The organism is Chitinophaga solisilvae, from assembly GCF_009928525.1.
GTDB lineage: Bacteria > Bacteroidota > Bacteroidia > Chitinophagales > Chitinophagaceae > Chitinophaga > Chitinophaga solisilvae.
Genome location: NZ_JAABOK010000005.1, coordinates 24,176 through 39,135 on the forward strand (window position 1 = coordinate 24,176; position 14,960 = coordinate 39,135).

General features: G+C 49.7%; 14 protein-coding genes. 5 read left to right on the forward strand and 9 right to left on the reverse strand.

Annotated features, from left to right (window positions below):
* Positions 1–77 precede the first annotated feature (77 nt).
* Entirely contained in the window at positions 78–1,163 is a 1,086-nt protein-coding gene (locus GWG06_RS10980) for a hypothetical protein (RefSeq protein WP_160713275.1), read from the reverse strand.
* Between the two features lie 143 nt (positions 1,164–1,306).
* Between GWG06_RS10980 and GWG06_RS10985 the strand changes: the two genes are divergently transcribed.
* A complete protein-coding gene (locus tag GWG06_RS10985) occupies positions 1,307–1,864 on the forward strand; it encodes an RNA polymerase sigma factor (RefSeq protein ID WP_127041217.1) in 558 nt (185 codons plus the stop codon).
* Between the two features lie 3 nt (positions 1,865–1,867).
* Complete coding sequence (locus tag GWG06_RS10990; protein WP_160713277.1) at positions 1,868–2,596, forward strand: anti-sigma factor family protein; 729 nt, start codon at positions 1,868–1,870, stop codon at positions 2,594–2,596.
* A 16-nt stretch (positions 2,597–2,612) separates the two neighbouring features.
* Here the strand turns inward: GWG06_RS10990 and GWG06_RS10995 are convergent, their stop codons facing one another.
* From GWG06_RS10995 to GWG06_RS11005, 3 genes are all read right to left on the reverse strand, one after another.
* Positions 2,613–3,065 (reverse strand): VOC family protein, encoded by a 453-nt coding sequence (locus GWG06_RS10995; RefSeq protein WP_160713279.1) that lies wholly within the window; start codon positions 3,063–3,065, stop codon positions 2,613–2,615.
* A 105-nt stretch (positions 3,066–3,170) separates the two neighbouring features.
* Positions 3,171–4,271 (reverse strand): hypothetical protein, encoded by a 1,101-nt coding sequence (locus tag GWG06_RS11000; protein WP_160713281.1) that lies wholly within the window; start codon positions 4,269–4,271, stop codon positions 3,171–3,173.
* A gap of 89 nt (positions 4,272–4,360) precedes the next feature.
* Positions 4,361–5,287, reverse strand: a complete 927-nt coding sequence (locus GWG06_RS11005) for a phosphotransferase family protein (RefSeq protein WP_160713283.1) — start codon at positions 5,285–5,287, stop codon at positions 4,361–4,363.
* A gap of 101 nt (positions 5,288–5,388) precedes the next feature.
* Between GWG06_RS11005 and GWG06_RS11010 the strand changes: the two genes are divergently transcribed.
* On the forward strand, positions 5,389–7,065 hold the full coding sequence (locus tag GWG06_RS11010) for a TPM domain-containing protein (protein ID WP_160713285.1): 1,677 nt from the start codon (positions 5,389–5,391) through the stop codon (positions 7,063–7,065).
* A 38-nt stretch (positions 7,066–7,103) separates the two neighbouring features.
* On the opposite strand, the gene GWG06_RS11015 is transcribed toward GWG06_RS11010, so the two are convergent.
* The 3 genes from GWG06_RS11015 to GWG06_RS11025 form a co-directional block, all read right to left on the reverse strand.
* The gene (locus GWG06_RS11015; protein WP_160713287.1) at positions 7,104–8,081 is read right to left on the reverse strand and encodes a phosphatidylinositol-specific phospholipase C; all 978 of its coding nucleotides are present in this window, start codon (positions 8,079–8,081) and stop codon (positions 7,104–7,106) included.
* 90 nt (positions 8,082–8,171) lie between these two features.
* Positions 8,172–8,912, reverse strand: coding sequence for a DUF6515 family protein (locus GWG06_RS11020; RefSeq protein WP_160713289.1), 741 nt, complete (start codon positions 8,910–8,912; stop codon positions 8,172–8,174).
* A gap of 84 nt (positions 8,913–8,996) precedes the next feature.
* Positions 8,997–9,947: an ADP-ribosylglycohydrolase family protein gene (locus GWG06_RS11025; RefSeq protein WP_160713291.1), complete on the reverse strand. Its 951-nt coding sequence runs from the start codon at positions 9,945–9,947 to the stop codon at positions 8,997–8,999.
* Between the two features lie 1,321 nt (positions 9,948–11,268).
* Between GWG06_RS11025 and GWG06_RS11030 the strand changes: the two genes are divergently transcribed.
* Together GWG06_RS11030 and GWG06_RS11035 are read left to right on the forward strand one after the other, a co-directional pair.
* Positions 11,269–12,165, forward strand: coding sequence for an aldo/keto reductase (locus GWG06_RS11030; protein ID WP_160713293.1), 897 nt, complete (start codon positions 11,269–11,271; stop codon positions 12,163–12,165).
* A 50-nt stretch (positions 12,166–12,215) separates the two neighbouring features.
* Positions 12,216–12,920: a DJ-1/PfpI family protein gene (locus GWG06_RS11035; RefSeq protein ID WP_127041192.1), complete on the forward strand. Its 705-nt coding sequence runs from the start codon at positions 12,216–12,218 to the stop codon at positions 12,918–12,920.
* Here GWG06_RS11035 and GWG06_RS11040 read toward each other — a convergent pair.
* Together GWG06_RS11040 and GWG06_RS11045 are read right to left on the reverse strand one after the other, a co-directional pair.
* Positions 12,868–13,899: a fatty acid desaturase family protein gene (locus tag GWG06_RS11040; protein ID WP_160713295.1), complete on the reverse strand. Its 1,032-nt coding sequence runs from the start codon at positions 13,897–13,899 to the stop codon at positions 12,868–12,870. The genes GWG06_RS11035 and GWG06_RS11040 overlap by 53 nt on opposite strands.
* A gap of 44 nt (positions 13,900–13,943) precedes the next feature.
* Entirely contained in the window at positions 13,944–14,825 is an 882-nt protein-coding gene (locus tag GWG06_RS11045; protein WP_160713297.1) for a lysophospholipid acyltransferase family protein, read from the reverse strand.
* Positions 14,826–14,960: the final 135 nt, after the last annotated feature.

Sequence of the window (14,960 nt, forward strand, 5' to 3'; positions counted from 1 at the left end):
TTAATTCTTCGCTTAGTTCTTCATTTAGTTCTTCGCTTCTGCATTCGTAATTCGCAATTCGTAATTCGCAATTAAAATTATTTCCCATCCATGCTGTTAATCAATCCCAGCAGTCCATTCGCGTCAACCGGCTGCAGATTGAAACTAACGGAGCTGTAATTGTCGCCGGCAGCGGGGGCTGCAATGGTTACGTCTTTCTGTTCTGCATAGTATTGGCCGTTAACGGCGCTGATGGCGAGGAAGGTGCCCTGTAATCCTACAGGGATGGAAGTCTGGTAACTGTGGAAGCCTTCTTTGCCCGCAGCAGGCTGCATAATGACATTATAGAATTTGATGAGGGTATTGCGGCCGCGTGGTTTGAAAAACAACATGCTGGGCTGTTCGCCGCCATAGCTGGCGCCGGTTTCGTTGTTGAAATGATTGGTGAAATAAGCCATCACAGTGGTTTTAGGACCGGGGTCGCCGGCCAGCGCATCGCAGTTTACCCATCTGATAAGACTATCCAGCCGGAAATTCATGGTGCCGGTGGAGGGGTTAAAGAGCGCAAAACTGTTGCTGATCTGGTTCCATTGTACACCTTTGAAAGCCGCTACCTGGGAGGTGATGGTCACAGGCTGGTTGATATGATTGTAGCCGTTGCTGGTATAAGTGATGGTGGTATCTCCGCTCCACATGGGCACTTCTCTGGCGCCGTTGGCGGGTTTGGCCGGAACAGCCACTCTTATGCCGTCATTGCTGTCTTTTCTCAGCTGTACGGGTTGATTATTCTGTTGGGCCTGCACAAAAAATTCGCCGTATGAAATCAGTATTTCTCCGTTGCTGGTAGTCGTGGGTTTGTCTGTCAGAATCATGGAGCTGACATCCCGGATTTCCCGGATGCTGATAGTAACGGAACCTGTAACAGGCGCGCCGCCGGAGGTGACAAATATATGGGAGGGGATATTGAATTTTGTTCCTTTGGCGGTAGTCAATACTCCACCGGTGGCGGCATCCACGCTAAAGGTCTCGGTTTTTGCGGCGTGGCTTCCCAGGAGGGCGGCGAGCATTTTCCCGTCTGCGCTGTTATCCGGCGGTGGCAGTTCGAGGTCTGATCTTTTGCAGGAAGAAAAGGTAGCTGCTGCGGCTATTACAAAGGCGATGGTTTTAAAGGAAAGCGTTTTCATACAATCTGTTTTTGATGAATAATTGTTGCTTGTCTGCAGATAGATCAACACACTTTTTATTTTGTTACCCCCTTTTCTTTATTTTTTTTCAGAAAGATGTACTTTCGGTGTATACTACTATCGACCAAGCAAATCCATCCCTGATGACTATTCACCCCGACCAGCGCTACCTTGAAGGCTTACTCTGCAATGATACCCGGCTGGTACAGGAAATTTATGAGCGTTATGCCGGAAAAATCAGGTATTATATTATGCAGAACAGGGGCTCGGAAGATGATGCGGCAGATATTTTCCAGGAATCTCTGATGGATCTGTACAATCAGGCAAAGCATAAACAGCTGCGGCTCACATGCCCGTTTGAACCTTTTTTTCTGCTCATCTGCAAACGTAAATGGCTGAACGAATTAAAGAAAAGAGAGCGGCAGCCGGTAACAAAACCTGCAGATGATTTATCTGATGTAGGGGAAGATGTTTTTGCGGCCGCTGAAGCGGTCATCAGGGAAGAAGAACAGGCGGCGGTATTTCTCGCACAGTTCGGAAGACTGGGGGAGAAGTGCCGGGAGATCCTGCGGCAATGTCTTTCAGGAGAGGCGCAGGAAAAGATTGCTGCCGCTATGGGCGTTACTTACGGTTACCTGCGGAAGAAGAAATCCGAATGTATGGCTACTTTGTTATCCTATATACAGGCTCAGAAAAAATAAGATATGGCTGCTTACAATAATGATGATATCATCCGTTATACAGAAGGGGAGATGTTGCCGGAAGAGCGGTCCCGCTTTGCGGCTGCTATGGCTGCGGATCCATCTCTGGCTGCGGCTGTGGAAGAATATAAACTGCTGAAGATTACACTGGAACAGCGCCTGCCGCCTGATGCCGCAGCTGATGCTTTACGCCGGCAGCTAACGCAGCAACGCGCTATTCACTTCAAAAAGAATAACAGGCTGTCTGCAGTCAGAAAATACCTGACAGGTATTGCTGCTGCCGCCGTTGTGTTGCTGGCAATTGTGCTGACGCGGCAGCATCGTGGAAAAGATCTGCTGGCGCTGTACGGCCAGGTGGAAATGCAGGTGTCTGCAGAGAGAGGCAGTAATCAGGATTCGTTATTACAGGCTGCTGCGCTGTATTTTAACGAACATGACTATACGAAAACATTGCCGTTGCTGCATCAGTATATAGCGGCAGACAGCAGTAACCAGGCGGCCTGGTTTTACCGCGGGGTAGCCTCCCTGCGTAACGGGGATGCGGCGGGTCTCCCAGATCTGGAAAAGGTAAGTAACGGCGGGTCCGTCTTCCGCTATGATGCCGCTTTTCAAATAGCGCTCTGGTATGCTATACAGCAGCAACCTGCCAAAGCGAAGGAATGGTTGCAGAAAATTCCTGCCGACGCAGCAATTGCCGGTAAGGCATCTGCGCTCCGCAAAGAGCTGCCATAGCCGTTGTTACGGCGGCTTAGTATTTATCGTCATTAATCTCAATCCAGTAGCCGTCCGGATCACGGAAATAGATCTGCTGTACGCCGTCTACCCGCTTATTGATAGTATTAGGCTTGCCCGGCCAGTCTTCATAGGTAATATGGTGTTGCTGTAATACGGCAATAAACGCCTGCATGGAAGGCACGCTGAAACACAGGTGGGTGTCTTTCGGATGCTCTGTTGCCCTGGCTGCACCGGAAATAATATGCAGCTGGCTGTGTGCTCCCACTTTAAACCAGCTGTGGCGGCCATCTTTGAACGGCTCATCCATCACTTCCAGCTGAATTACATCCCTGTAGAAATCAGTACTGCGCTGTAAATCCACCACATATAAGGCAATATGGTTCAGCGACGGATATTTTTTCGTTTGTGCATGCATGTTAGTAGCCATCCCGATAACGGCGAGAACAACCAGGAAATATTTTTTCATTTGAGATTTTATTATTTGATTATTTAAAATGCAGCGAGTATTCCCGCGAAGCTCTCCGCTGCATTTTAAATAACAAAATAGTAAAATAATAAAATCTTTATTTGTTTAGTTTCCCTTGAAGGAAACGGTCTGTACAATTACATCGAGTTTTTTCAGGACGGGCATGTCGGAGCGGATAATTTTATCGCCGGTAACCTGGTCGTATTGTTTGGGGTCGCCGGTATTGTTGGCTTTCAGCTGAATGACTACGCTTTTACCGTCCAGCGCACCGCCCTGCCAGTCGCTGACGAGGCCGCCATTGGTCCATTCGAAGGCGTTAATGCGGAAAGGGCGTCCGTTTACTTTGATGAGTTTATCCAGGGGATCGCCGGCTTTGATACCGTAGGGCGATTTCCATTTGGAGGGATAATGGGCAAAGGTGATGATGTTACCATTGTCGCCATCAAATTGTATTTCCAGTTCGTTGTCTGTATCAGGATAGATGACATAGGCTTCTCCTTCTTTATCGCCGGCGAGGTTGATAGCATCGCGCTGGGTCACGTTGTCTTTCCCGAATATTTCCACCAGTTGTTCCGGGGTGCGTACCTGGAACAGCGGGCGTACTTCCCAGTTGCGTGTATCCGTTGGTGTTGCCTCCGTTGCGGCGGCAGGGCTGGCAGTATTGGCGGCGGCAGCTGTAGCGGACGGCTGTTCACCGTTGGCAGCAGCCACCGGAGTGGTGGCGGTGGCAACTACTTCGCCGGCAGCGTTGACGTAACTGGGCGGCGGCGTTTTGCCGGTAACAGGGCCTGTATATGTTTTAAGAAAGTCTGCTTTATCTTCCAGCAGCGCTTTGGTATCGTTTTTATATTTATTGGCGGTGTAGGTAGCCAGCGGAAAAACGCTGTTGCTCTGCAGGTTCATACTGCGCAGGTTGGCAATAAAGCGCTGCCGGTTGCAGTCGCTGTACTGGTACAGGTACTTGAGTGCTGCATCCAGGGCCGCCGGATCTCCCTTCAGGTTAAAGATGGTCGTGTCGATGTCCAGCCCGGCGTTGCCGCTGCGGGTCATCTGTTCTGCAATATATCCGGTGATGGAGTCATTCTTTTGCTGGTAATGATGTGCCACTCTTGCAGAGAAATCGTCTGCAACGGCCTGCGCCAGTTTATTCTGTGCGCTGATAGCCAGGGGAAGAATAAGGGCCATCAATACTAAAAACCTTTTCATGTGTATGATATTATTGAAGTACGGATTCGGGTTTCTGTATCAGAGAAACGGGTTTCAGAAAGATAACGAAAATTTGCATAATAAATTGGCTACAGCAGGCAGCTTTTAGCCCAGGCTGCTACTTCCCGGTAGCTGTCCTCGTCCTGCCGGGTAGTATAAATATGCAGATGCAGTAATGTGTAGTAGATGGAATAGCATGTTACCCGCTCATTTACGTGCGGGGTGGCTATCCCTTTCCGCTGCCTGTCTTCCAGCCACAGTTGCAGATAGTTGACGGATTCCGGCGGATTTATCCATGGTTCATTCATGTGAATGAGATCAAATAATTCATCTCCCAGCTGCATATCTGACCAGTCCAGCACCGCGCTGATTTTCCCGTCAGGAGTGAGCAACACATTGTCGAATCCGTAATCGCCGTGCAATATTTTTTTTTCGCGGGGAAGATAGGGATACAGTGATTCCATGCGGGTTATCAGCTGCCGGAACAGGTCTGCTTCCAGCCAGGTAGCTGCGGCCAGCTCCTGCCAGCTGACCGGCGTTTTATGATTGTAAATGGCGGAGAGCCAGGCTTCCCAGCTGTCAAACATGCCGTTGCCGTTTGCATCAGTGTGGCCCCAGCCGGAAAGATGCTGCGTATCCAGCTGATGTATATGCTGCAGCGTTTCCAGGAGCGACGCGGCTACCGGAAGGGCAGCTGCAGTTGTCAGCGTTTCCATGAAATCGTCGGCAGGAGTACCGGTACAATAGGCGGATATGCAATAGTACAGGCCGTCGCTGAACGGGCCTGTTGCTATTATCCGGGGAATGGGAATAGCGGCCGAACTGAAATGCGTCCGGGCATATTCATCTTTCCTGAAATCAGCTATATGTCTGCTGATGCGGATAACCAGCTGCCGCTGATCTCCGGTAAAGGAAAAGGCCTGCGCCCACCAGCCGTCAGCCATGTGTTTCAGGTGCTGTACCTGTTGGTAGCGGGTTTCCAGATATCGTTGTACGGTAGTCTGATCTATATGCATAAGCGCCGTATCCGTTGAGGACTAAAAAAAATACAGCCGCCAAAATATATTATTTTTAGCTTCAGCGTGGATTTACACCAGATTGTTTTAAAAGCATGTGTATGCGTCGGATTTTATTTTTTGTACTGACATTGTTTTTATTGTCCTGCCAGGGAAAGAAATCTTCTTTTTCCGTAGCAGATGTCCCGGACCCTAAAACTAACGGTGGCGGCTATATCAGTAATCCTGATAACCTGTTGTCTGCCGGCACCGTGAGCCTGCTGAATGAGCAGCTCGCCCGGCTGGATCAGTCAGGCAAGGCACAGGTAGCGGTAGTGGTGCTGCATACCATCGGCAAAAATGAGGCGCGTGATTTTGCGCGCGAACTGCTCCGCCACTGGGGCGTAGGCGATGCGAAAGTGAATAACGGATTGATGATACTGCTGGTGGAAGATGCCCGTCAGCTGGTGTTTGAAACAGGTTACGGTCTGGAAGCCCCGCTGCCGGATGTTATCTGCTTCCGTATCCAGCAGGATTACATGATCCCCTATATCAAAAAAGGTGATTATGATGACGCCTTCAGAGAGGGCATCCGTTCTGTTATCTCCCAGCTGCATAGCGGCAATTATGTTTATGATCAGGCATCGCCGGAACAGGAACCTGCAATAGATGTATCCCTGCTGCCACCGGGAGCCGCTTCCGCGGATCCGCCGGAACCGGTGACTACAGATAATCCCGTGACTACAGATCATCCGGAAGGTGAAATAGTAGCTGCACAGCCATTTGCAGAAACGGCAGATGCAAGGCAGCCGGAAGAAAATTATGTACCTGCTGAAACTACCAGCCAGGCTGACTCTTACCATGAAGAAGGCGTTGATATTGGTTCATTCGTGGCATTTTTCTTCGCTCTTATCCTGTCTGCAGTGCTGATGCACTTTTTTTTCGGCACGAAAAAGAAGCGGGAAACGGAAAAAGACAGTTTACCTGAAACAGCGGGAGCTGCTCCCAACGAATTTCTGCGGCCCGGCTGGAAAGGCTTGATTCTGCTGCATCTGACAGCGATAGCGGTGGTTGTCTATCTTATATTCGTCGAACGCCAGCTGGTAGGTTTCCTGAAGGTGGCATTGATTTACTATATCGTATGGTCGGTGTTTCTGGGCATAGCGGCGTTGATTATCACTGCCCGTACGCGGCCGTTGCTGGCTGGTAAAAGCCGCCAGGAGCAATGGCTGAAGATGATGACCGTACGCCATCGTATGCGCTGGGCGGCTGTTGTTTTCCCATTGCCGCTGCTGTACATCTGGATGAAGGGATGGGAGCGGCGTATCAATAAGCTCCGCAATGAACCGTATGATTGCCCTGCCTGTCTGAAACCCATGCAGCGCCTGGAAGAAGATGAAGACGATCATTACCTGGATAAACCGCAGGTCATAGAAGAAAGTCTGGCTTCCGTAGATTATGATGTCTGGAAATGCGATACCTGTGATTATAAGCTGATATTGGGTTATAACGATCTTTCCAGTAATCAGGCGCTATGTCCTTCCTGTGCGCATCATACCTATAGCTGTAAACGGACGGTAACCAAAAAGGCGGCTACCACCCATGCCAAGGGTTGGGGAATAAAAACCTACGACTGTGCGGCATGTGCCTTTACACACGATTACAGGTTTGAGATTCCGAGAGTAAGTGATTCCTCTTCCTCTTCTTCTTCCTCTTCGTCCTCCTCTTCCTCTTCTTCTTCTTCTTCCAGCTGGGGGGGCGGTTCTTCCGGTGGAGGCGGCGCCAGCAGCAGCTGGTAATAATACAGGCGGGGACGTCCGGCGTCCCCGCCTGTGCATTAGAAGTTAGTGTTGATAATCAGGGAAGCCCTGTCAGATACGGCAAAGTCCATTGGGATAATACCATATCTGCCTTTGAGATTACCGCTGAAATAGGTGTTCAGCTTGGGATTGATGGCATTGGAAACGGTGGTGATGCTGGGAATACCGAATATCAGTGGTTTGTAGCCGCTGCTGTAGTTCAGGTATAACACGTTGCTGTTACCGTTTTTCGCTTCTGTAAACAGGTTGGTGATGTTGTTCCATTTGGTGTTGTTGTCAGGTACCTGGTACTGGTCCTGTACACGCAGACTGGCACTACCATTGTTGATAGAGAAGGTGGTGTTATCCGCCCAGCTGGTAGCGTCAATGCCTTTAGGAGTGCTGGCAGCGCCGAATCTTCTCAGCAGCACTATTTTACCCCTTACCTGTCCTATGTTCGGAACAGCGCTTCCCATGGACCATTTACCGGGATTGAGGGCCACGTAGCTGTCGAACGTCTGTTCAAAAGAGCGGGTGTTGCTGGTAGGGTCATACTCTTCTTTCACGCACATGATAATAGTTTCGGTAGGATGGCTGTTCAGGAAGCCGTAGCAGGCGTTGAGCACATCTGTGAAGTTCATATTCTGATAGATAGAGCCATGATGGATGGCGAAGGCATCGCCGATGTGACGGCAGCGGATATCCAGGAAGCGGATGCCTGCATCGAGTTGTTCTCCGATGGAGAGCGTCTGGCATTTGGCAGTACCGGCAACCGGTTCTACGCGTGCGCCGGAGTCGTGGGTGCCGGGGATAGATAAGGCTGCCAGGGAGGTGGCGTCGGGTACATTGCTCATCCAGGCGTTGAGCGTTACGGATAAGGCAACGGAAGCGGTAACAGCGGAAAGGCTGGTGCCTGTTGCTTCCGGTACGGGTGACAATACATCTTTTTTACAACCGGAAGTAAAGGCGGCCGCCAGGGCCAGGGCGAAATAAAAGGGGAGGGTTTTTCTTTTCATAAATAGTAGTTTATAAAAAGAGAACACCTCCCATGATAAGAATAACTATTTCTTTAAGGGAAATAATAATGCGTTAACATTTGTGCGCTGCTATTCGTCCGCATCCATTTTTCCAACTACCTTATAACCAGTGCCGTTGCTGGTTTTCACCTCCTGGTAATACATTCCGTCGGGGGACAGAAAATATTGCTGGCCATTGAGCTGCACGGAGCGGCTGCCTTCCGGCAGGGAAGTCATCAGCTGCTCGTCCGGAGCACTGTTATTATATGGTTGCGGAGCTACTGTATTATCTCCGATCTTCCCGTTTTTGCCCACTACCTGATATCTTCTGCCATTGTCGGTCATGATTTCCTGGTAATAGGTACCGTTGAATTCATAGTAGGAGTTACCGTTTAATTCAATGGCAGCGGCATCTTTGGGCAGATTGGGAACAATGGCGTTCAGCGGCGGATCTACTACGTTGTAACCCCTGTTATTATCGTTGGAGCGGTAATAGGTGCCCTGGTAATAGAATACCGGGCCGAAAGCCGGACCAAGCGGGAAATAGCCGTAAGGCAGGGTGGAAACATACAATCCTACCGGCGGGAAGAATACACGGGTACGGAAATATGGCCGGTATACGGGACCATACCAGCCGGGCCGGTAATACCCGCCATGAAAAACGGGGCCGCGATAACCGTGGGAGTAATAGCGGCCGGGAGCTGAATAATGACCGCCTGACATAACACGACCGCTGCCGCCGTGAGGCAAACGTTGTGCATAGGCGCCTGTTGCTGTAGATGTGCATAACAGCCCGATCAACACAAACAGCATATAAGATCTGTTTTTCATCTTGCTTCGTTATTAAAGTTAGACGATGAAGGAAGGGAAAAGTTTACTATCTACAGCAGAGTTTGCAATTACTGTACCGGATTATCAGGCAGACGGCGTGCCTACGGCAACCATAAATTCTTCAGACAGCCGCATGATTTCGGCCGACTTTACCACGGCCTGTACCCAGTCTGCCGGAATATTGTCAAAGCCGTAATGCAGGCCGGCAGCGGCGCCAGCTACAGCGGCAGTGGTGTCTGTATCGCCGCCCAGGTTAACGGCTTTCAGTACGCAATCCTGATAATTACCTGTATTCAGGAGGCACCAGAGCGCGCTTTCCAGGGTATGTATCACATAGCCGGAGCTTTGAATATCGTTTTCTTCCAGGTTGGTAATGTTATCGGTCAGGATACGTTTAAAGAGTTTTACTTCCGACGGATTGAATTGTCTGGCCAGAATAAAATCATTGACTTCTGCCCGCGTTACCTGGTAGGCTTCCTGGAGGTCTTTTACGGTAAGGAGTGTACGCAGAAATTCCACATATATAAAGCAGGCCAGTACGGCGCGGAAGTGCAGGTGGGTGATGCCGGAAACTTCTTTTACTATATGATAGCGGAACTGTATGTCTTCTTCTTTCGCCAGGTAGAAGGCGATGGGCATCATGCGCATCAGCGAGCCGTTTCCGTTTTCAAATTCCTCATAACCGCCGGCGTGAAGCGGTGATGTGCCGGCGACGATCCTGGAAAGAGCCTGCCTCGTAGTGTTGCCGATGTCAAACACCTGGTTATGGGCGCCCCAGAAACCATGCTGGAACCATCTGACAAAGTTAATGGCCATATGATGCAGGTTGTATCCGTGAATAAGGCTGTCGGCAGTGCAGAAGGTAAGGGAGGAATCATCGGAAAATGTTCCCGGTGGCTGATTCCAGCAACCATATCCTATGAATGCAGTGATGGGATTTTCTGAGAGGAACCGCCTGGTTTTAAATTCTACCGGCACACCGAGCGCATCGCCGATGGCTGTTCCCAGAAAGGCTCCTGTAATCTGTTGATGCATATACCAGGATTTATGATAAATGGTATAGATGAAAAAACGTGCCAACTGTGAAGGAACGTATGTGGTAAGCATTTATTTTTTCTGATGGCGGTTCATGTATGCGTTACCGTAATGTCATTATATTCATTCTGTTCACAGGTATTAAGGGCATTCAGTTTTATTCATCCTGTTAATGGCGCTGTCAGCTGCTTTTTAACGCTGTTTCAGGACTATCTTTGCATTGTAACGTTCAACGGATGTTATCACCAGAACCCAATTGTTTGTTGCCAGGTACCCGATATGAAGTTAAGATAACCCAGTGAAATTAATCCGGCAGTGAAGCTGCCATAACATTGTTTGTGAAAAATTTAATATCAGAAGAAATGTACACATTTTTATTCAGCCGCGAAAATCAGTCATATATCTTTCTTGGAAAATACCATTACCGGATGTTTGCCACCATATGGGTAAACTAGCGGCGGACAGGCCATACAGCGATTGCCTGCTGCTGAACAATGCAGCTCCGCATCCATTGCCTGTCTGGTTCAGGTATCCTTTTCTGTAATTTATTTTTTTCGAGTATCCCAGTTGAGATTTATGTGGTTAGGGAAAAGGACTGTTTTTTCAGGCGGTCCGACTTTCAACAGCTATTTTCAGAAATAACAATGCAGGTATATAAGATGAATGCTAGACGGGGCGACCTGTCCAGGTAGCCCCCCTGTTTGATGTCCGGCATGCATCTTCCCCGTTATTTCTTCTTCATAAAGTCTTTGGAATGCCATGTAAAAGGGAAGGAAAAAAGGGACCGTCTTTTCAGATGGTCCCCATTCCGGAACTGCAGGCATACCGGGAGTAATAAGGACGCCATATGAAAGCAGACAACCTGCCTGTAATACAGCGCTCGTTGTAGGTGCGATTGATTCAGCTTCAGGGGACGCCTTTCCAGGCAGTCCCTGATAATGAATAACCCGGCTGTATAAAGCAGCCTCTATATAAAAACGTTTTTTTCATAAGTGAAATGGTTGACGAAAACAAATGGGCTTGTTTGTCCAGGCAGGCCCCCATTTTAGGTTTTCAGGGATTTTAAAAGTTACGGATTTAGATTGTAAAACAGTAAAATGAACGGGCTGCTATTCCTGGCAGCCTCTATTAAAGAAGATTTCCGGCAACCCGTTTTCTGGTGAAGAACGGTGCGCCTTGCTCATATAGGTTTACAGCCGGTGGCCTCTGTGCCGCCGGTTGTTTTTTATCTGTTATTTAATGAGCCGGCATTATTAAAAATGCAGCAGAGGTTTTATCTTCGTACCGTTGTGTTACCCGTCCACCAATAAACCCGAAAGCCATGCAATATCATATACTGGGAGCTTCAGATCTGCGTATCAGCGAAATCAGTTTCGGCTGTATGTCGCTGGGCAGCAACGATGCCGATAATGCCCGTCTGCTGCATGCCGCCATCGCAGGAGGCATTAATTTCTTTGATACCGCCGACCTGTACGATCACGGCCGGAATGAACTGTCCGTAGGCAAAGCCCTGAAAGAAAAACGCCAGGAAGTCATTATTGCTACCAAAGCAGGTAATCAGTGGCGGCCGGATGGCAGCGGGTGGGACTGGAACCCTTCGCCTGCACATATACTGGCGTCCGTGGAAGAAAGTCTGCGGCGGCTGCAAACCGATTACATAGACCTGTACCAGCTGCATGGCGGCACCATGGAAGATCCGACAGATGAAACCATCGCGGCTTTTGATGCCCTGCAGCAGCAGGGTAAAATCCGGTATTATGGCATTTCCTCTATACGTCCCAATGTTATCCGGACTTTCGCGGGGCGTTCCCGCATTGTCAGCGTGATGATGCAATACAGCCTGCTGGACCGCCGCCCGGAAGAAGCCTGTTTCCCGCTGTTGCAGGAAAAGGGGATCGGGGTACTGGCGCGGGGCGCCGTGGGTAAAGGGCTGCTGGCAGGCAAAACGCCGGAAGCCTACCTGAATTACTCCGCAGCGGAAGTAGCGAAGGCCGCGGCAGCTATTGCACGTATATCCGTTGACGGTAGAGACGCCGCGCAGACCGCGCTCCGGTTTGTACTGCAGCATCCTGCAGTAACCAGCGCAGTGACCGGAATCCGTACCGAAGCACAGTTGACAGACGCCCTGCAGGCGGTGACAGCCAGGCCCCTGTCTGCGGAAGAAACCGCAGCCCTGCGGGAGGTCCTGCCGGCCAACATATACGAACAGCACCGGTAGTGGCTCCGCAGCCGGATAACTTATATTGTACGCACCTTAAAACTCTATTTATGCGAAAGTTGAAAGTAGGAATGCTCCTGTTCCCGGAGATAACCATCCTGGATTTTACCGGTCCCTACGAAGTATTTAATAAGGCAGCCTGCTTTGAAGTGATTATTCTCGGAGAAACAACAGCGCCGGTGAAAGCGGAAGGAGGACTGATGCTGCAGGCCAGTGTAGCGCTGGCGGATGCTCCACAGCTGGATATTCTGTTTGTGCCGGGCGGAAAAGGTATCAACAACCTGCTTACCAATAACACCGTGCTTTCTTTCCTGGAAGAGCAGGGAAAGCAGGCAAAATATATTACGGCCGTCTGTACCGGCTCGCTGGTACTGGCTGCTGCCGGCCTGCTGCAGGGATATAAGGCTACCACGCACTGGCGCTCCCTGGAGCTGCTGCGGATGTTCCAGGTGGAAACGGTGGAGGAACGGGTAGTGAGGGACCGTAACCGCATTACCGGTGGCGGCGTTACCGCCGGGATTGATTTTGCCCTGACGCTCACCGCTATGATAGGCGGGGAGGAGATGGCAAAAATTATTCAGCTGCAGCTGGAGTATAATCCTGCACCTCCTTTCAGGGCCGGATCTCCGGCTACGGCAGGTACGCCCGTGCTGCTGGCAACACGGGAAGCAACCAAGTTTATGCTGGAAACAAGGCGGAAAATTATCCGGGAATTGCTACAGGCTCAGGCGTCATCTGCAACGCCGCTGCCCTGATGGTTCTGATTTCTTTTTTACAGATCATCCTGTTCAGCTCCGGGTCCCATACCTTCAGCCGGAAGCAGGCACGTATATCGCGGAACCGGAGGGAGGTGGTAGTAGCGGTCTGCAGTTCAGGTATGCGCTGCATCACTTCCGGAAGACGGTAGAAAGGAATGCGCGCATTGAGGTGATGGATATGATGGTGGCCTATGTTAGCAGTAAACCAGGCCATCACAGGGTGCATCAGCATATGGCTGGAGCTGAGCAGCGCTGCTTTGTCATAACACCAGTCTTCATTATCGCTGAATACCACGCCGGGAAAATTATGCTGTGCATAAAACAGGTAAGCCCCTATACTACAGGCGATTGTAAATGGAATACCCACAAACAGCACCCAGCTTTGCCATCCCAGGAAATACCAGAGCATAACGCTGCCGCCTATATGAATAATAAGGGCAATCAGGGAATCTATATGTTTACGCGGGCTGCTGGTAAAGGATTGCAGGCACATGCCGATGAGGAACATGAACAGGTAGCCGGCAGCTATCGTCAGCGGGTGACGGGTGAAAAGATAACTTCTTCTTTCACCGGGCGTCATGGCTTCAAATTTACGGCGCGTTACAATGGGGTAGGAGCCTATGCTGGCGCTGAAAAGTTTTGAGTTGTGTTTATGGTGGTAATCATGCGAACGTTTCCAGATGCTGGAAGGCGCCAGCACGTATATGCCGAAAAAGGTCATAATGATATTGGCCAGGTGCGAATGGTGAAGGATCGCGTGGTGCTGGTGATCGTGGTAGATGACAAACATCCGTACAATCAGCAGTCCTGACAAGACGCTGCATACCAGTCTGGCCACGAGCCAGGGTGCTGTTAATGTACCGGTTAATGCCAGTGTCAGCAGGCATAATGTAGAGATGGTGTACAGCCAGCTAAGTGCTCTCTTTTCACAAGCATATGGCTTGGTGGCCAGGATCAGTTCTTTTCCTTGCAGCATAGTGTAGTTGTAGTATTACCCGAAAATATGTTTTGATATATGTGTTATACAACGCTTGCGCGCCTGTGTTTCCATCGTTTGTGCGACCACAGCCAGGTGGCCGGCTGTGCTATAATATCCGTTTCCAGCTGGCGTGTATGCGCTGCCGTTATATCACCATCCTTTTCTGTAGCCGGCGTGGAAGTAAGCATATGTGCAGATACGCTGTAATAGCCGCGTCTGACGCGGTGTACCGTTACATATACTACCGGATAATTAAGTTTCTGTGCTATTTTTTCTGTGCCTTTGAACACCGGAGTGTCCTGATGCAGGAAAGTAAGCCAGTGTGCTGTTTTAGGTTGTGGCGCCTGATCTGCAATGAAGGCCGTGGCATTTACTTCTCCCCGGTTCTGCACCATATCCCGGAAAGTATCCTGCATGGCAATCAGCCGCGTGCCGAAACGCGTACGCATACGGTACATCAGGCCATTGAACTGCTTGTTGGCCAGCGGATGATAGATGACATATAACTGTTGTCTGCAAAGGATGCTGAAGGTATTGCCTGCCCACTCCCAGTTGCCTTTGTGCCCCATCACCAGTACCACGCTTTTTTTGTCGGCCGCCAGCTGGTCAAATAATGCCAGTGTTTCGTCCGTGAAGCGGCAGTGGTTCACCATTGCCTGTTTGCTGATAGTCAGTGTTTTAAAGGTTTCCAGGAACAGATCGCAGAGATAATGATAAAAATCCTTGCAGATGCGTTGAATCTCGGCTTCGTTTTTGTCAGGGAAGGAGTTACGGAGGTTTTGTAAGACCACTTTCTTACGATAGCCAAGCAGGTGATACAGTAAAACGTATACTATATCACTCAGAAAGTATAATATCCGGAAAGGCAGCAGCGATACCGCATAAATTACCGGTAGTAACAGATAGTAGGCAATTACTGACAAGTGGCACAGGTTTTTGATACTCCTAAAAGCATTATTAATAATGTAAATATATGGGTTACAGTACACTTTTCATAGCACTGCGGAAAAAAATGAGCTTTTAGTACCTTTATACCGGTACGTGTTGTAAATTTTAAT